This is a genomic window from Marinitoga okinawensis (assembly GCF_055387075.1).
Genome location: NZ_AP042422.1, coordinates 971,397 through 988,913 on the forward strand (window position 1 = coordinate 971,397; position 17,517 = coordinate 988,913).

General features: G+C 27.8%; 15 protein-coding genes, 1 tRNA gene, 1 pseudogene and 1 riboswitch. Of the genes and pseudogenes, 14 read left to right on the forward strand and 3 right to left on the reverse strand.

All coding sequences use genetic code 11. From position 1 onward, the window contains the following. Positions 1–220 precede the first annotated feature (220 nt). Positions 221–1,495 carry a TrpB-like pyridoxal phosphate-dependent enzyme gene (locus ACZ5CK_RS04865; RefSeq protein ID WP_464582777.1) on the forward strand — a complete coding sequence of 425 codons (1,275 nt, stop codon included), beginning with the start codon at positions 221–223 and terminating at the stop codon, positions 1,493–1,495. Positions 1,496–1,545: 50 nt separating this feature from the next. On the opposite strand, the gene dnaA is transcribed toward ACZ5CK_RS04865, so the two are convergent. Both dnaA and ACZ5CK_RS04875 read right to left on the reverse strand, forming a co-directional pair. Continuing rightward, complete coding sequence (gene dnaA, locus ACZ5CK_RS04870; protein WP_464582778.1) at positions 1,546–2,910, reverse strand: chromosomal replication initiator protein DnaA; 1,365 nt, start codon at positions 2,908–2,910, stop codon at positions 1,546–1,548. A gap of 283 nt (positions 2,911–3,193) precedes the next feature. Continuing rightward, positions 3,194–4,132, reverse strand: a complete 939-nt coding sequence (locus tag ACZ5CK_RS04875) for a GAF domain-containing protein (RefSeq protein ID WP_464582779.1) — start codon at positions 4,130–4,132, stop codon at positions 3,194–3,196. Positions 4,133–4,270: 138 nt separating this feature from the next. Here ACZ5CK_RS04875 and ACZ5CK_RS04880 point away from each other — a divergent pair, with 138 nt between their 5' ends. Next, the gene (locus tag ACZ5CK_RS04880) at positions 4,271–5,041 is read left to right on the forward strand and encodes a Rossmann-like domain-containing protein (protein WP_464582780.1); all 771 of its coding nucleotides are present in this window, start codon (positions 4,271–4,273) and stop codon (positions 5,039–5,041) included. On the opposite strand, the gene ACZ5CK_RS04885 is transcribed toward ACZ5CK_RS04880, so the two are convergent. Beyond that, the gene (locus tag ACZ5CK_RS04885; protein ID WP_464582781.1) at positions 5,038–5,691 is read right to left on the reverse strand and encodes an HAD family hydrolase; all 654 of its coding nucleotides are present in this window, start codon (positions 5,689–5,691) and stop codon (positions 5,038–5,040) included. The genes ACZ5CK_RS04880 and ACZ5CK_RS04885 overlap by 4 nt on opposite strands. A 147-nt stretch (positions 5,692–5,838) precedes the next feature. Here ACZ5CK_RS04885 and ACZ5CK_RS04890 point away from each other — a divergent pair, with 147 nt between their 5' ends. The 12 genes and pseudogenes from ACZ5CK_RS04890 (at position 5,839) to ACZ5CK_RS04945 (ending at position 17,472) form a co-directional block, all read left to right on the forward strand. Then, positions 5,839–7,047, forward strand: coding sequence for a 2,3-bisphosphoglycerate-independent phosphoglycerate mutase (locus tag ACZ5CK_RS04890; protein ID WP_464582954.1), 1,209 nt, complete (start codon positions 5,839–5,841; stop codon positions 7,045–7,047). Beyond that, positions 7,047–8,324 carry a ComEC/Rec2 family competence protein gene (locus tag ACZ5CK_RS04895; RefSeq protein ID WP_464582782.1) on the forward strand — a complete coding sequence of 426 codons (1,278 nt, stop codon included), beginning with the start codon at positions 7,047–7,049 and terminating at the stop codon, positions 8,322–8,324. Before ACZ5CK_RS04890 ends, ACZ5CK_RS04895 begins: the two co-directional genes overlap by 1 nt. Next, positions 8,325–8,879 (forward strand): thymidine kinase, encoded by a 555-nt coding sequence (locus ACZ5CK_RS04900; protein ID WP_464582783.1) that lies wholly within the window; start codon positions 8,325–8,327, stop codon positions 8,877–8,879. It abuts the gene before it with no gap. 97 nt (positions 8,880–8,976) lie between these two features. Next, a tRNA-Ser gene (locus ACZ5CK_RS04905) sits at positions 8,977–9,067 on the forward strand. A gap of 279 nt (positions 9,068–9,346) precedes the next feature. Next, positions 9,347–9,521: riboswitch (Lysine riboswitch) on the forward strand. Positions 9,522–9,600: 79 nt separating this feature from the next. Next, positions 9,601–10,581 carry an aspartate-semialdehyde dehydrogenase gene (locus ACZ5CK_RS04910; protein WP_464582784.1) on the forward strand — a complete coding sequence of 327 codons (981 nt, stop codon included), beginning with the start codon at positions 9,601–9,603 and terminating at the stop codon, positions 10,579–10,581. A 4-nt stretch (positions 10,582–10,585) separates the two neighbouring features. Beyond that, complete coding sequence (locus ACZ5CK_RS04915; protein ID WP_464582785.1) at positions 10,586–11,809, forward strand: diaminopimelate decarboxylase family protein; 1,224 nt, start codon at positions 10,586–10,588, stop codon at positions 11,807–11,809. After that, positions 11,802–12,677 (forward strand): 4-hydroxy-tetrahydrodipicolinate synthase, encoded by an 876-nt coding sequence (gene dapA / locus ACZ5CK_RS04920; protein ID WP_464582786.1) that lies wholly within the window; start codon positions 11,802–11,804, stop codon positions 12,675–12,677. Before ACZ5CK_RS04915 ends, dapA begins: the two co-directional genes overlap by 8 nt. Next, positions 12,674–13,330 carry a 4-hydroxy-tetrahydrodipicolinate reductase gene (locus ACZ5CK_RS04925; RefSeq protein ID WP_464582787.1) on the forward strand — a complete coding sequence of 219 codons (657 nt, stop codon included), beginning with the start codon at positions 12,674–12,676 and terminating at the stop codon, positions 13,328–13,330. The genes dapA and ACZ5CK_RS04925 overlap by 4 nt, the downstream gene beginning before the upstream one ends. 15 nt (positions 13,331–13,345) lie before the next feature. Beyond that, a complete protein-coding gene (gene dapD, locus ACZ5CK_RS04930; protein WP_464582788.1) occupies positions 13,346–14,038 on the forward strand; it encodes a 2,3,4,5-tetrahydropyridine-2,6-dicarboxylate N-acetyltransferase in 693 nt (230 codons plus the stop codon). Between the two features lie 8 nt (positions 14,039–14,046). Beyond that, positions 14,047–15,236: pseudogene (locus ACZ5CK_RS04935) on the forward strand (aspartate kinase). Beyond that, the gene (locus ACZ5CK_RS04940) at positions 15,233–16,369 is read left to right on the forward strand and encodes an aspartate aminotransferase family protein (RefSeq protein WP_464582789.1); all 1,137 of its coding nucleotides are present in this window, start codon (positions 15,233–15,235) and stop codon (positions 16,367–16,369) included. The pseudogene ACZ5CK_RS04935 and the gene ACZ5CK_RS04940 overlap by 4 nt, the downstream one beginning before the upstream one ends. Then, on the forward strand, positions 16,366–17,472 hold the full coding sequence (locus ACZ5CK_RS04945; protein WP_464582790.1) for an amidohydrolase: 1,107 nt from the start codon (positions 16,366–16,368) through the stop codon (positions 17,470–17,472). The genes ACZ5CK_RS04940 and ACZ5CK_RS04945 overlap by 4 nt, the downstream gene beginning before the upstream one ends. Positions 17,473–17,517 lie beyond the last annotated feature (45 nt).

Consider the following 17,517-nt stretch of genomic DNA (forward strand, 5'->3'; position numbering starts at 1 on the left):
TGGAGGAATGAGTATGGAAAAAATAACTAAAAATAGCAAAAATTTGTTTAATTCAATAAATATCAATAGCTTAAATTGGTGGTGGACGCCCGGTGGGTGTCTACTGCTTTGTCATGCTCTGAGATAGGTTTGGAGTATTTTTATTATTGTAGACAATCACCGGATATCCATATGGATGTCCGGTTTTTTTATTATAAAAAAACGAAAGGGGAGTGTTATTATGAGTAGAAGAGAAAGAATATATTTATCTGTTGAGGAGATGCCAAAATATTGGTATAATGCATTAGCTGATTTACCTTTTCAATTAGATCCACCTTTAAATCCTCAAACAAGAGAAGTTTTAAAACCAGAAGAATTAGGGGCTATATTTCCACAACCACTTGTAGAACAAGAAGTCAGTACAGAAAGATTTATAAAAATTCCTGAAAAAGTATTCGATGAATATGCTGTATTTAGACCATCACCATTAATTAGAGCGTCTAATTTAGAAGAATATCTTGAAACTCCTGCAAAAATATATTATAAATATGAAGGAGTTTCTCCTACAGGCAGTCATAAAACTAATACTTCAATTCCACAAGCTTATTATAATAAAATTTCTGGAACTAAAACTCTGGTAACAGAAACAGGAGCTGGACAGTGGGGAACTGCTTTATCATATGCAGGGTTAAAGTTTGGATTAAATATTGAAGTTTATATGGTAAAAACAAGTTTTGAACAAAAGCCTATGAGAAAACTTATTATTAATTTTTTTGGTGGTAAAGTATCTCCAAGTCCAAGTTTAAATACAGAATTTGGAAAGAAAATGTTAGATATTAATAGTGAAAATCCTGGTAGTTTAGGTATTGCTATTAGTGAAGCATTAGAAGAGGTTTTTAAAAAAGATAATGCAAAATATGCTTTAGGTAGTGTTTTAAATCATGTATTATTACATCAGACTATTATAGGGTTAGAAATGAAAAAACAATTTGAAAAAATAAATATAAAGCCAGATGTTATCATAGGATGTCATGGTGGAGGTTCAAATCTAGGTGGAACAATATTACCATTTATTCCTGAAAAATTATCTGGAGAAAAAATTGAATTTTTAGCCTGTGAGCCAAAATCTTGCCCTACTTTAACAGAAGGTGAGTATAGATATGACAATGGTGATACAGCAGGATTAACTCCTTTAATGATGATGTATACTTTGGGAAAAGAGTTTATTCCACCTAAAATTCATGCTGGTGGATTAAGATACCATGGTTCAGCACCAATTATCGCAAAATTAAAACATGAAAATATGTTAAATGCTATAGCTATTGATCAAGATGAGACCTTTAAAGCTGCAAGGATATTTTCCAAATTAGAAGGTATAATTCCTGCTCCAGAATCTTCTCATGCAATTGCAGGAGCTATAAGAGAAGCAATTAAAGCAAAAGAAAATAAGGAAGAGAAGGTTATAGTTTTTACTTTATCTGGCCATGGGCTTTTAGACTTAACAGCATATGCATAAAAAAACTAGCGGTTAAATCAGCCGCTAGTTTTTTTATATCATTTTTATTATTAACTTGCTGTTTGACTTTGTATTTTTTCTGATTCTTCAAACTGTCTTCTGATTTCATCTATTCTTCTTTTTAAAATTAAATTTCCGCCAGTTAATTCTTTTTCCACTTTTTTAATTGATTGGCTAATTGTTGAGTGATTTTTTCCTATAAACTCGGAGATATCTTTAACTTTCATTTTTCCATAATTTTTAAGCATAAAGGATAAGATTTGCCTTGCTTCTGAAATTTCTTTTTTTCTAGTTGGGCTAAATAATTGTTCTCTTGTTAAATTATATTCTTTAATAACAGCTTCTAAAATAAGATTTTTCTTTAATACTCTTAATGTTTCTTTAGTTTGAGGTATTTTTTGTTTTTGTGCTTTTAAAGAACTATAAAGTTTTTTCACAGTTTCAATATTAACTTTTTGCCCAGTAACTTTACTATGAAAAAATAGATTTAATATTAAACCTCTTAATCTTCTAAGATTATTATCAATATTTTCAACCAAATAATTTACAACATCATCTGATAAATACAAAGAACTCATTTCTGCCATTTTTTTAGCTATTTTTAACTTTGTTTGTTTATCTGGTTCATCAACATTCACAACTAAACCCATTTCAAATCTACTTATTAATCTAGGATGAAATGTAGCAAGTTCTTCAGGAGTTCTATCAGAGCAAATTATTATTTGTTTTCCTAAATTGAATAAAGTATTAAATGTATGGAAGAGTTCTCCTTGAGCCATATCTTTACCAATTAAGAATTGAACGTCGTCTATCAATAATATGTCTATTTTTTTTCTATATCTTTCTCTAAAGTCATCCATTTTTTCTTCACGCAAAGATTTCATTAAATCATTCATAAATTCTTCCGCAGTTACATACATAACTTTTAAATCTGGAGAAGTTTCCATTAAATGATTTCCAATTGCATGAAGAAGATGTGTTTTACCTAAAGCAACGTCACCATATATAAATAATGGGTTATATTTACCTGGATTATTTGCCACCTCTAGCGCCGAATAGTATGCAACTCTGTTAGCTTCACCTATCACGAAACTATTAAAAGTATATTCAGGATTGAAATCAGATAACTTTAAAGGCCTTTCTTTTATTAAAGGGCCAGCTTTTTTCTTTGTAGTTTGGTCTGCTGGAATAAAAGTAAATTCGGCAGTTATTTTTCTATTTAATATATCAGATAATGTATTTGAAACCAATGATCCGTATTTTCTGGCAACAAAATCTTTTACAAATAGATTTCCTATTCCAATTATTACTTTTTTTTCTAATATTTCTAATATTTGGGCAGAGGTAAACCATTGTTCCCAGGTGTTGTGGTTTATTTTGGACTTTAGTTGCTCTAATAATTCTTCGTTTGTCACACCAATTACCCCCTGACCAAAAAAATAATAATAATGTTTAGCACTATATAGGATATCAGATTTAACACTTTTAATCAAGAAAAATTTTTATGAACTTTGTTGAGATTTAAAACTTAGTGAATTAAGGAATTAAATCAATAAAACTATTATTTTATGGTCATTTTAGCATAATCCTAAATTAAACAATTTTAATATTTTTTTACTTTCATTAAGAAAGATGTCTATTAAATAAGCATTATTTCTCAATTGTGTGAATATGTAAAAAAAATAAAAATTAACAAAATTAAAGAAATTTTTTAACAAATAAATTAATAATTTCTTTTAAAAATTGGGAGTCTTCAATAGTAAAAGGTTCTAATTTGTGACTGTCTATATCCAGCTCTCCAAAAACATTTCCGCTTTTATCTAAAATAGGAACAACTATCTCAGATTTAGTTTTGTCACTACAGGATAAATAGTTTGTTTCTTTTGTTACATCTTGCACAACAAAAGTATTTTTTAATGATGCAGCTTGACCACAAATTCCGCTTCCAAAAGGTATTTTCACATGTTCGGTAGGTTCTCCGAGATATGGACCGAGTATTAACATGTTTTTATCTTTTTTATCCGTTAAATAAAATCCTACCCAATTATAGTAATCTACGTTGTCATATAAAATTTTTACAATTCTTTCCATTACCCTATTTATATCATTATTATCATATATATATTTTTCTATTTGTGATAGTAATTTTGCGAAAAGAGCTTTTTTAGAATTTACTGGTGTGTTATTTATAAATTCTAATATTGCATCATCTATAGTTTTTTTAATATCTTTTTTGTGTAAGAAATGATAAAATGAATCAACTAATATAACAGTTCCATAGTATGTTTCAATATAATAATGTGAGTTTAAACCAAGAAGACCCATTATAAATACTACAAAATCTCCTCTTTTTAATTGGTAATATTCAGAATTTCTAGATAATCTCATTACTATTTCTTTTTTTATTTCCAAAAAGTTATTTTCCCAATCTTGTTTAAACATATCGAATTCTTTTCGAGTAATAGAATTTAGTCTTTCTTTAATTTTTTTATCTGTTAAGTTTTCCTTTTTTTCATATTCTCTAATAATTTTTGGTTTATTTTGTTTATATTCTTGCCAACCTTCAAACCAATAAATTTTATCTTTATTTAATATTTTTAGAAATTCAGGAGTAAAATCTTGTAAAATACTTCTCATATTAAAACCTCCTCGTATTTGATTTTTTTAATTTTACCATTTTAATCTTACAAATTTTTTTAATTTATATTTGGATAAGAATGTTAAAAATAGTATAATTATTTTTAGATAAAATTCAATGGGATTTGGAGGGATAGTATGACTATAGCAAAAAAATTATATGAAAAGTCATTGGAAAATATTACAGATGACACTTATGTTGAAGATTTTGTTATTGGTATTGGTGAAACAGCTGTTAAATTAAGTGATGGTAGAACTGGTTTTGTAGCTACAAATCGCGAAGATACTTTGGGTAAATGTGAAGAATTTTACAAATGTATGGGGTTAGATGGGAAACCTGAAAGTAAGGCTGAAGTCGGGATGAAAGTAAAAGAACTATTAGATGTTGGTTTATTTTCTGGTGATCCATTATTAAGATCTGTATCGTATGCAGCTGTAAATGCTATATTTAATAAAAATCCAGAAAGATTCGTTAAAGGGGATACTTTAGAATTAATGGAATTTAATAAGAAAGATATAGTAGGTATTGTTGGAGAAATAACTCCATTTGTAGAGGCTTTAAGACCAAAAGTTTGGGACGTTTTGATTTTTGATAGGCAGAGAAGAAATGAAGATGTCTTACCAGATTGGGCAATAATAGAAATGCTTCCAAAGTGTACAGCTGTAATAATTACAGGAACTACAATAGTAAATGGAACTATTGATTATATATTAAATTATGTAAATACAGATAGAGTTGCAATTTCTGGGCCTTCAACTATAATGGTAGAAGATGTATTTCCAGTAAAAATATTATCTGGTTCATATATAGAAGACTCAGAAAAATTATTTGATTTAATAAAAAAAGGTGCAGGCACCAGAACATTATTTAGAAGTGGCGCTGCACGTAAGGTAAATTTAGTATTTTAAATATATTTTTCTAATTCATATAAATTATAAATAGTATCAGGATGTTCAAATTTATTAAAAGTCCTTTTTATCAATATTGATTTCATTCCAAAACTATTTCCGCCTATTACATCAACAAAATAATTATCTCCAACAAAAATCACATCATCTTTTTTTAGATTCATTTTATTTAATGTATATTCAAATATTTTAGGATCAGGTTTATATAGTTTTGAAGAATGTGATGTAATCAATATGTCAAATGGAAAAGGTTTTTTTTCTAAAGCTGGAATTACAAAATCGTTATCAGCATTTGATAAAATAGCTATTTTTAAACCCTTTTCTTTTAATGTTTTTAAATAATCCACATCATCATATGGTTTAAGATCAATAAAAGTTTTATACATTTCGTTTATATACCAATCAATTGAATTTTTTAAATTCAGAAAATCTTTTGATTCATTAAACATTATTTTGTAATATTCTCTTTCTGGTTTAAAAGGTTTTAAATGATAATCCTTGAAATATTTGTTATAAGTATCTCTTATTTTTAATTCTAATAGTTTAGCTGGATACTTTGTTTCTTTAGAAATAATTTTAGCAATTGGTAAAAAAAGATGGTTAGCGTTTATTAATGTTCCGTATAAATCAAAAATTACTCCTTTTTTCATTATTTCACCTCTTTTAATATTTTGTTATTTTCACAGTATTATACCATAATCTATTATCTAAAAATTTACTGAATTATTATATTGTTAGAATTAAAGTATGATATAATGTTATTGAAATTAATTAACTTGGGGAGGGAGTAACTCATGATGGTAGATAGACAAGAATTTTTACAAAAATTGATTACAAAAACAGATTCCAAAATAGTAATGTTGGTTATGGATGGTATAGGAGATACAACAATAAATGGTAAAACATCTTTATCAGCTGCAAAAACACCTAATTTGGATAAAGTAGCAACAGAATCAGATTTGGGTCAAACAATTCCTGTATTACCAGGTATTACACCAGGTTCTGGACCAGGACATTTAGGATTATTTGGATATGACCCAATAAAATATCAAATTGGTAGAGGTATTTTGGAAGCATTAGGTATTGATGTAGAAGTAGGAGAAAAAGATGTTGTAGCAAGAGGTAATTTTGCAACTATTAATGGTGATATAGTTGTTGACAGAAGAGCAGGAAGACCAGCAACAGAAGAATCAAGAAAGATTGTTGAAAAATTAAATGAAAATATCAAAGAAATTGACGGAGTTAAAGTTCAATTTTATCCAGGTAAAGAACACAGATTTGTTGTTAAACTAACAGGAGAAGGATTAGACGATAGAATTGAAGATGCTGATCCACAAAAAGAAGGATTACCAATAAAATGGGCAGAGGCTATGCATCCAGATGCAGAAAAAACTGCAGAGATATTTACGAAATTAATGAAAGAGATTAGAGAAGTATTAAAAGATGAACCAAAAATTAATTTTGCATTGATTAGAGGATTTTCGAAATATCCAAATATTCCACAATTTCCTGAAGTATATAAATTAAGAGCAGCTGCTATTGCAGTTTATCCTATGTATAAAGGTTTAGCAAAACTAGTAGGAATGGATATTTTACATGTTGATGGCGAAACACCAGCAGATGAATTTGAAACATTGAAAAAACATTGGGATGAATATGATTTCTTCTATGTTCATATCAAAAAAACTGATTCATATGGCGAAGATGGAAATTTTGATGCTAAAGTACATGTAATTGAAATGGTAGATGAAGCATTACCAAAATTATTAGAATTAAATCCAGATGTATTAGTTGTTACTGGAGATCATTCAACTCCTGTTGCAATGAGTGGCCATAGCTGGCATCCTGTTCCATTTATGATTAAATCACCATATACAAGAGCAGGATTGTCAAAAGCATTTAATGAATTTGAAGCAGCTAGAGGTTCAATGGGAACTATTTATGCAATGGATTTGATGAGTTTGTTAATGGCAAACGCAAAAAAACTTGAAAAATTTGGAGCATAATGCCATTTTTTGTAAATTTATTTTTAAGCGGAATATTATTAATTCTTATTTTAAAAGCTAAAATGATGACTACAGCCATTTTATTTATGGCTGTAGTCTTTTTTAGTTTTAAATATTCAATTAAAACAAAACTCTTTTTTGTATCTATTTTGATTCTTTTATTATTTACAACTCTAAACATGAATACTATTCCTGTTAATAGCAAAGTCGGAATTTTAGGAAAAATAATTGATAAAAATATTAATTTTTATATAATCAAAACAGAAAAATTATTTAGTAATAATACATGGAAAAATGTGAAAGAAAAATTATATTTTTCATATAATAAATTTTCTACAGATCCATTTGAGATAGGTAATAAGATTTATATTATAGGGAAAATAAAAAAAGACAATCATTTTGATACTGAATATATGGCTAATTCTAATAAAAATAGCATATACTCTTTAAGAAATTTTTTTAAAAAACGAATAGAAAAAAATTTCCCGTATAACGATAAAAATATACTTTTTTCTGTAGTATTTGGAGGATTAAGAGGAAAAGAAGCAGAGTATTTTAAAAATGCTGGATTATTACATCTTTTTGCTGTATCAGGGTTTCATGTGTATATAATTTATTCTATTTTATATTTAATATATTCTTATACATTATTGCCTATAAATTATAGGAGATTATTTACAATAGTTTTTCTGTTTTTTTATTTAACTATAACAGGATTTTCTGATTCCGCTACAAGAGCTGTTTTGTTATTATCTTTAATAGAATTTAATAAATTAGTTGGATTTAATATTGATTCAAAAAATTTATTAGGTTTAATTGGTGTAACAAATTTATTGTATAATCCAAATGTTGTTTTTTCAGTTGGATTTTTGATGAGTTACTTTGCAGCATTTTCTATATTGTTGATAATAGAATATACAAAAAATCCTATTTTTATATCTTTTGCAGCTTTTTTAGCTGTACTACCTTGGAGTATCTTGTTTTTTAATGGATTTTCATTATTAAGCCCATTGCTGAGTATTATTTTTGTCCCAATTGTATATTCATTAATGTTTTTTTCTGCTGTATATATAATTGCACCATTACCCCATATGATTAGTTACATTGTAAATGATTATATAGGTATTATAAAATATTTTTTGCAATATATAAATAAATATATACCATATATTACCTTAACAGGTTATTGGAGCGTAATATTATACATAATTTCTTTTATTTTTTTAATTATGTTCCATGTTTTTATGAAAAAATATTCAATAAGAGGAGGAATTTAAATGTCTGGTAAATTTATTCTTATTGTAGGGCCAATGTATTCTGGAAAAACATCAGAACTCATTTCATTTGTTGAAATATATACTTTAGGTAAGAAAAAAATAAAAGTTTTCAAACCAATAATTGATACAAGATATGCCTCTGAATATGTTGTATCTCATACTGGAACAAAAGTAGAAGCTATTCCCATAAAAGAATCTAAAGAAATGTATAATTTTTTAGATTATGATGAAAAAGCTGTTTTTGTTGATGAAGTTCAATTTTTTGATACAGGTTTAAAAGATGTAATTCTTGATTTAATCAAAAAAGGCATTAATGTATATTGTTCAGGTCTGGATTTAACCTATAAAAATAATCCTTTTGAAACTACTATATTATTATCAGCTTATGCTGATGAAATCATAAAGAAAAAAGCGGTTTGTCATGAATGTGGAGAATATAATGGTACTATATCTTTTAAAATTGTTGGGAATGGTTCTGAAATAGATGTAGGTGGTTTTGAAAAATATATTGCTGTATGTAGAGATTGTTATGAAAAACTTAATTCAGAAAATTAATATTATTAATATTAATTTTCAAAAATGTTCCTATATTGTAGTTGACTAAATACTAAAGTTATGATAAAATATGTTGGAAAGTTAATAATGTGAAGATGGAGAGATGGCCGAGCGGTCTAAGGCGCACGCCTGGAGAGCGTGTGACGGGCACAACCCGTCCGTGGGTTCAAATCCCACTCTCTCCGCCATCAAGGGCAGGTCTATCCTGCTCTTTTTTTATTTTAGATTTTATGATATAATATATTAAACAAAAATTAAAAAATAATCTGGAGGATATAATGACTTTTTTTGAAAAATGGAAAATGAGATGTCCAATTATTCGATTTATAGAACGTTTGAGAATGAAAAGGATAAAAGTGAAAGTTAATAAAATAGAAATAAAATGAATATATTAACATCAATATAACTATCAAGAAAACAAATTTTAAATATTATTTGTTAAACTACGGAAAAGTTAATATGTTTTACGAACAAACGGAGGCGCAACCGAGATGAGTAATCTACCTATCGCTAGGGTAGGCTTGGGGTAGATGAAAGGCGAGGTTGCCGAAGGGTGTAAGATTTACCCGTCTTACATGCCTGGTTGTATAGGGAATACCTATGCAACTGTCGCATGATTGCATGCGGAGAGCCGTTTGAGATAATATGTTATATTATAATATTATTTCAAATATTGGCCTTCCCATGCGGAAGGCCAGTTTTATTTTAAAGGAGGGAGAATATGAAAGTTGGTGTAGTTGGTGCAACAGGTGAAGTTGGAAGAACTATGGTCAAGGTATTAGAAGAAAGAAATGTTGATATAAGTGAGTTAAGACTCTTTGCAAGTAAAAAATCTGAGGGGAAAGAAATTAAATTTAAAGATAGAATATATTATGTTGAAGAATTAACTGAAGAAAAAATGAAAGAAAAATATGATTATTTATTATTTTCTGCTGGTGGTTCTATTTCTAAAAAATATGCTCCAATTGCAAGTGAATATGGTAATACTGTAATAGATAATTCTTCAGCTTTTAGGATGGTAAGAGATATTCCTTTGATTGTTCCTGAAATAAACGGAGATATTATTAAAGGATATAAAGGTATTATTGCAAATCCTAATTGCTCTACTATTCAAATGGTATTAGCTTTAAGAAATGTAGAAAAAGAATTAGGAATTTCAGAAATTTTTGTAAGCACTTATCAGGCAGTTTCTGGAGCTGGAAATAAAGGTATAAAAGAATTGTTAGATCAACAAAATAGTATAAATAATATAAATCACTTTCCAGAAATGATAAACAATAATGTCATACCAATAATAGGGCCAGTTTTAGAAAATGGTTTTACAGAAGAAGAAATGAAAATGGTAAATGAAACAAGAAAGATATATGATAATTATAGTATTAAAGTTTATCCTACCGCAGTTAGAGTTCCTGTATTATATGGGCATTCTGAAAGTATTACTTTTAGAGTAAAGGAGAAAGCTAATATAGAAAAAATTAGAGAATTACTATCAACAGTAGGCAATGTGGTATATACAGAAAATCTAATAACTCCTATAAACGTAGCTGGTTCAGATATTACATACGTATCAAGATTAAGACAAATGGATGAAACAACATTTTTAATTTGGGTTGTAGCAGATAATGTTAGAGTTGGAGCTGCAACAAATGCTGTAAGAATATTACTAAAACATTATGAATTAAACAATAATAGAGATGAGTGAAAATATGAAAAAATTTCCTTTTGAAAATGAAATACATCAGTTATTAGAAAAGTATCCAACACCATTTTATGTATATGATGAAGTAGAAATATTAAATTCATTAAAAAAATTACAAAATGCTTTTTCCTGGGGTGAATTCAAAGAATACTTCGCTGTTAAAGCTACTCCCACACCTTACATTTTGAGAATTTTAGGAAAAAATAATTGTGGAACAGATTGTAGCTCATTAGCAGAATTATATTTGTCAGAAATGGTTAATATTACAGGAGAAAATATATTATTTACTTCAAATAATACACCTATAGAAGAATACAAAAAAGCATATGAATTAGGAGCTATTATAAATTTTGATGATATAGGTCATATTGATAAATTTATTGAAAAAATTGGAATTCCTAAAATAGCTTCTATAAGATATACCCCTAAAGAAGCTTTTGGAACAGAAATAATTGGCGATCCTGTAAATTCAAAATTTGGAATGCCTTTTAATAAATTGATAGAAGGATATAAAAAGATGAAAGAGATAGGAGTTAAAAGATTTGGACTACATGCAATGCTCATTTCAAACACATTAGATGCAACCTTAATTACGAAAAATACAGAGATAATATTTAAAACAGTCAGTGAACTATCTAATGTATTAAATATAGGATTTGAGTTTATTGATATTGGTGGTGGATTTGGTATTCCATATAAACCTGAAGAAAAAGAGTTGGATGTGAATAAATTAAGTAATATGATAAAAGAATTATATGAAAATTATTTTAATGAGTTTAAACCAAAAATATTCACAGAAAATGGAAGATATATAACAGGACCTCACGGATATTTAATAACAAAGGTTTTACATATAAAAGAAAGTTATAAAACTTATGTTGGTGTAGATGCAAATATGGCTAATTTAATGAGACCTGGAATGTATGGAGCATATCATCATATATCTGTATTAGGAAAAGAAGATAATTTAAAAAAATATGATGTTGTAGGTTCATTATGTGAGAATAACGATAAATTTGCAATAGATAGAGAATTGTCAGAATTAGAAGAAGGAGATATTTTAATTATACATGATGTGGGTGCTCATGGACATTCTATGGGATTTAATTATAATGGTAAGCTTAGATCTGCAGAGTTTATATATGATGGAAATGAATTTAAAATGATTAGAAAAGCACAAACATTAGAAGATTATTTTTCAACAATACAAGGAGGGGATATTTATGTTTAAAGGCGTTGGAACTGCAATTATAACACCATTTGATGAGAATTATAGTGTTGATTACAAAGCATTAGAGGAATTTGTGAATTTTCAATTAGATTATGTAGATGCATTAATTGTATTAGGCACAACAGGCGAGGCACCTACTATTAATGAAGATGAAAGAGAAAAAATAGTTTCTACAGTAGTTAATGTGGCAAATAAAAAAGTTCCTGTAATAGTTGGAACAGGTTCAAATAACCCAGAACATGTCTTGCATAATAATAAATTAGCAGAAAAATCTGGTGCTGATGGGTTACTTATAGTTAGTCCATATTATAACAAATCAACACAAAAGGGGTTAGTAGAATATTTTTCATATGTTGCACAAAGAACAGATCTTCCCATAATATTGTATAATGTACCTTCAAGAACGGGAGGGAATATATTACCAGATACTGCAATAGAAATATTTGATAAAAATGCAAATGTTATAGGAATAAAAGAAGCCAGTGGAAATATTTCTCAAATTGCAGAATTAATATCAAAAAAACCAGCAGATATGAAAGTATATTCTGGAAATGATGATCAAGCATTACCATTAATGGCATTAGGAGGAGATGGAGTTATTTCAGTATTTTCAAATGTTTTACCACAACAAATGAAAGAATTAACTCATGCAGTATTAAATAATAATTATGCTAAAGCTCAAGAAATAAATAATAAATATAACGTTTTAATGAGGAAACTATTCATTGAAGTTAATCCTATACCTGTTAAGTATGCAGTTTCTAAGCTAGGTTACTGTAAAAATATTTTAAGATTACCATTAATTCCAATGAGTGAATCAGGAAAAGAGGTTATAGATAATTTGTTTGAGGAGCTGAATATATTATGAAATATGGAATTATAGGAAGAAATGGAAGAATGGGAAATGAAATATACAATCTATTTTCTGAAAAAGGCCATGAATTAGTTTTTTCATATGATAATACAGGAGAAAAATTTTTAGAAAAACCACAAGTGTTAATTGATTTTTCATTACCAGAAGTATTTGAAAAAACTATTGAATATGTTGATAAGTTTCATTGTTCTTTAATTATTGGTACTACTGGATTAAGTGAAATACAGTTAAAAAAATTACATGAAATTTCTCAAAATGTTCCAGTTATACAAAGTTATAATTTTTCTTTAGGTATTCAAGTACTTTTAAAACTTGTAAAAGTTGCAAATGAATTATTAGATGGTGTTGATATTGAAATATCAGAAACACATCATAGATTTAAAAAAGATAAACCATCTGGAACTGCTAAGATGATTAAAGAAGTAATAGGGAAAGATGTAAATATATCATCATTGAGGTTAGGGAATATACCAGGAGATCATACCATATATTTTGGTAATTTAGGAGAAGTGATAAGTATATCTCATAGGGCATTATCTAGAAGAACATTTGCTGAAGGAGTATTAAAGTCTGCAGAGTTTGCATTAAAAGCAGTAGCAGGTTTTTATACTTTTAAGGATGTTTTTGAAATAACCATGAAAAAGTAAGAAGGAGGAAATAATATGGATTCATATGAAATAATAGATTATATAGCAAAATCAAAAAAAACTACGCCTGTAAAAGTATATATAAGAGGTGATCTAAAAGGTTTACCATTTGAAGAATATTATGGTGATGATAATTGCGGTATATTATTCTGTGAATTAGATGAATTTGAAAAATATTTAAGTAGAAATAAAGAAAAGATAAAAAAATATAGAATAGAAATGGATAGAAGAAATTCTGCAATTCCCCTGTTAGACTTAAAGAAAATAAATGCAAGAATAGAACCTGGTGCAATAATTAGAGATTTAGTTGAGATAGGTGATAATGCGGTTATTATGATGGGAGCTGTAATAAATATTGGTGCAAAAATTGGTAAAAAAACAATGATAGATATGAATGTTGTTGTGGGTGGAAGAGCACAAATTGGAAATAATTGTCATATAGGTGCAGGTTCTGTAATAGCTGGGGTAATAGAACCGCCAAGTGCAGATCCTGTAGTTATAGAAGATAATGTTTTAATTGGAGCAAATGCTGTTGTTCTTGAAGGAGTAAGAATAGGTAAAAATTCTGTTGTGGCAGCTGGGTCTGTTGTTACAAAAAATGTTGAGCCGAATACTGTAGTTGCAGGAGTTCCTGCAAGAGTAATAAAAAAAGTTGATGAAAAAACAAAGGATAAAACTAAATTATTGGATGAATTAAGAGATTTGTAGGTGATAAAATGAATATAGTTGTTCAAAAATATGGAGGTTCATCTGTAGCAGATACAGAAAAAATAAAATTTGTTGCTAATAAAGTAAAAAAAGAGTCGATTATGGATATAAAGTAGTGGTAATTGTTTCTGCTATGGGTAAAACAACAGATAATTTAATTAAATTAGCAAAAGAAATATCAGAAAAACCACAACCTAGAGAATTAGATATGTTGCTTACTACAGGCGAACAAGTATCTGTAGCATTATTATCAATGGCATTAATAGATTTAAATGTAAACACAAAATCTTTAAATGCTTTCCAGGCAGGTATATTTACAACATCTGATTTTAACAAGGCCAGAATACAAAAATTTAAAGTATCAAAAATAATTGACTTATTAAAAGATCACGATGTTTTAGTAATAACAGGATTTCAAGGAATTACTGAAGAAGGTGATTATACTACATTAGGTAGAGGAGGATCGGATACTTCTGCTGTTGCAATAGCAGCTGCTCTTCATTCTGAATGTGAAATATATAGTGATTTTCCAGGGATTTATACTTTTGATCCTAGAAGATATCCAAATGCAAAAAAAATAAAATATGTAACCTATGATGAAATGCTTGAAATGGCAAGCTTAGGTGCAAAGGTGCTTCATAGTAGAGCAGTAGAAGTAGCAAAAAAGTTTAACGTAAAAGTTTCTTGTGCGTCTACTTTTTCCGAAGAGGAGGGAACATATGTGGTTGCAGATAACATAGAAAATCCTGTTGTAACTGGAATGAGTGTTATGGAAAATCAAACTCAAGTTACAATAACAAATTTACCTTTTGATCATGCTATAATATATAATATATTTGATAAAATAGCACAAAAAGGTTTTAATGTGGATATGATTTCTATTATTAATATTAATGATAGGCTTAATGTTTCGTTTACTATAATAGAAGAAGAAATGGAAAATTTTGATAAATACTTAAAAGAAGCACTTTCGAATTTCAATGAGTCACAAGTAACTTATGAACATGGTTATGCTAAACTTTCAGTAGTGGGTATTGGAATGAAAACAGAAAAAGGAGTTGCATCAAGATTTTTTAAATCTTTAGAAGATGTACCACTAAGAATGGTAACAACTTCTGAAATTAAAATTTCATGTTTATTAGATAAAAAATATCTAAAAAAAGCAGAAAATGCATTAATAAAGGAGTTTGAATTATGATTTTAAAAATGTATGATTATTATAAAATGGATATTGATTATGCTGAAGGTATAAATATTTACACTAAAGATGGGAAAAAGTATATTGATACTTTTTCTGGAATAGGAGTATTAGCTTTAGGACATTCAAATAAGGAATTAATAGAAAGATTGAAAAATAAAATGGATAAATATATGCATTTATCTAATTATTTTTTAGATGAAGATGCAGAATGGGTTGCAAAAAAATTAGTTGAATTAACTGGTGAAAAAGGTTCTGTATTTTTTACTAATTCTGGTACTGAAGCAATAGAAGCTGCTTTGAAAGCTATAAAAAAGTTAACTACAAAAGATAAAAGGAAAATAATATATTTTAATAATGGATTTCATGGTAGAACATTAGGTGCTTTATCAATTAATGGATTTGAAAAATTAAAAGCTCCATTTAGACCATTAATTCCTAATTGTCAGGAATTTGTTTTTAATGATGTAGAAGGATTTAAGGATTACATGGGATTTCATGGTGATGATGTATTGGCTGTATTTGTAGAACCTATCCAAGGATCAGGAGGTGTTGTTCCTCTAACCCAGGAATTTGCTGATGTTTTAAGTTATTACCAAAAAGAAAAAAAATATATTCTTGTTTGTGATGAAATACAGGCAGGTTTGGGTAGAACGGGTAAATTTTATTCATATGAGCACTATAATTTAAAACCTGATATAATCACCATAGGTAAGGCAATAGGTGGTGGATTACCTTTAGGAGCTACAATATTTTTAAATGATACAGCAAATATTTTAAAACCAGGTGATCATGGATCAACATTTGCACCTAACCCTATTGCGTTATCAGGTGCAAAATTTATATTAGAAAATATTCCAAATATGTTAGATGGCATTAAAGAAAAAGGAAATTATTTTATGGAAAAGTTAAATAGCTTAGAATCATTTGAAATAGCTGATATTAGGGGTAAGGGGTTGATGATAGGAATCGAATTAATTGAATCATTACCAGATTTAAAGCAAAGAGCCTTTGAAAAAAATTTGCTATTAAATGTTATTTTTAGTAATAGAGTTATTAGATTATTACCTGCATTGAACATAACTTATGAGGAAATAGATATTATTATTAATAAATTGGGGGAATTATTATGACATCTCCTATTGAATTAAGACATATTTTGCATCAAAATCCTGAAATTGGATTCATAGAATTTAAAACAACAAAAATATTAGAAGATGCGATAACTGATTTGGCAAAACATTATAATATAGATATAGAAATATTAAAACCATTAGAAACAGGATTAATTATTAAATATGCGCCTATAAATAATAATGAATATATATTATTTAGATCAGATATAGATGCTTTGCCTATTAAAGAGCAAAATGATATAGAGTTTAAATCAAAAAATGATAATATGCATGCATGTGGTCATGATATGCATATGTCAATTTTGTATGGATTTATGGAATACATATTTAAAAATAAGATTCAAAAAAATATTTTATTTTTATTTCAACCAGCAGAAGAAGGTGGAGGCGGTGCTAAAAAGATTTTAGATACAGGGATTTTAGATCAATTTAATATAATAAGAGCACATGCTTTACATGTAACTGATGAATATGATAAAGGGGTTATTGCAACATCTAAAGGAGTCTTATTTGCATCAGCTGTTGAAATAGATATAGAATTTTTTGGTAAAAATGCTCATATAGCTTTTCCACAAGATGGTAAAAATGCATTAAATGCTATGAGATTATTTTTAGATGCCGTAGAAAAAATACCTAAAAATCCTGTTCAACCATTAATTTTAGGTATCGGAAAAGTTTTTTCAGGAGAAGTTAGAAATATTATTCCTGCTTATGCAAAAATTGAAGGTAGTATTAGATCTTTGAACTTGGACTATACAATGGAATATATAGAAATTTTAAAAGAAATACTTGAATCAATAAAAAAAATGACAGGGGTGGATTATAAAATAACATTAGGATCAATGTATAAAGAAGTGGTTAATGATGAAAATGTATATAATGAATTTATTGAGAAATTAAAAAATAAATATACAATTATAGATTGTGGTTATAAAATGACTGGAGAAGATTTTGGATTTATAGCAGAAAAGTATCCTGCTGTTATGTTTTGGTTAGGAACAAAAACGGATAAAAAAGTAGGGTTACATTCACCAGATTTTTTACCAGATGATGATGTGATTAATATTGGCATTAATATTTATAGTGATTTAATAAAATAGCATGAGGAAATCCCTCATGCTATTTTGCGTTAATAAAGATATTTT

Coding starts and splice junctions, on each gene's coding strand:
- ACZ5CK_RS04945 (WP_464582790.1), top strand. CDS start 16,366: ATGACATCTCCTATTGAATTAAGACATATTTTGCATCAAAATCCTGAA.
- ACZ5CK_RS04940 (WP_464582789.1), top strand. CDS start 15,233: ATGATTTTAAAAATGTATGATTATTATAAAATGGATATTGATTATGCT.
- ACZ5CK_RS04885 (WP_464582781.1), bottom strand. CDS start 5,691: ATGAAAAAAGGAGTAATTTTTGATTTATACGGAACATTAATAAACGCT.
- ACZ5CK_RS04875 (WP_464582779.1), bottom strand. CDS start 4,132: ATGAGAAGTATTTTACAAGATTTTACTCCTGAATTTCTAAAAATATTA.
- ACZ5CK_RS04880 (WP_464582780.1), top strand. CDS start 4,271: ATGACTATAGCAAAAAAATTATATGAAAAGTCATTGGAAAATATTACA.
- dapA (WP_464582786.1), top strand. CDS start 11,802: ATGTTTAAAGGCGTTGGAACTGCAATTATAACACCATTTGATGAGAAT.
- ACZ5CK_RS04915 (WP_464582785.1), top strand. CDS start 10,586: ATGAAAAAATTTCCTTTTGAAAATGAAATACATCAGTTATTAGAAAAG.
- ACZ5CK_RS04900 (WP_464582783.1), top strand. CDS start 8,325: ATGTCTGGTAAATTTATTCTTATTGTAGGGCCAATGTATTCTGGAAAA.
- ACZ5CK_RS04910 (WP_464582784.1), top strand. CDS start 9,601: ATGAAAGTTGGTGTAGTTGGTGCAACAGGTGAAGTTGGAAGAACTATG.
- dapD (WP_464582788.1), top strand. CDS start 13,346: ATGGATTCATATGAAATAATAGATTATATAGCAAAATCAAAAAAAACT.
- ACZ5CK_RS04890 (WP_464582954.1), top strand. CDS start 5,839: ATGGTAGATAGACAAGAATTTTTACAAAAATTGATTACAAAAACAGAT.
- ACZ5CK_RS04925 (WP_464582787.1), top strand. CDS start 12,674: ATGAAATATGGAATTATAGGAAGAAATGGAAGAATGGGAAATGAAATA.
- ACZ5CK_RS04895 (WP_464582782.1), top strand. CDS start 7,047: ATGCCATTTTTTGTAAATTTATTTTTAAGCGGAATATTATTAATTCTT.
- ACZ5CK_RS04865 (WP_464582777.1), top strand. CDS start 221: ATGAGTAGAAGAGAAAGAATATATTTATCTGTTGAGGAGATGCCAAAA.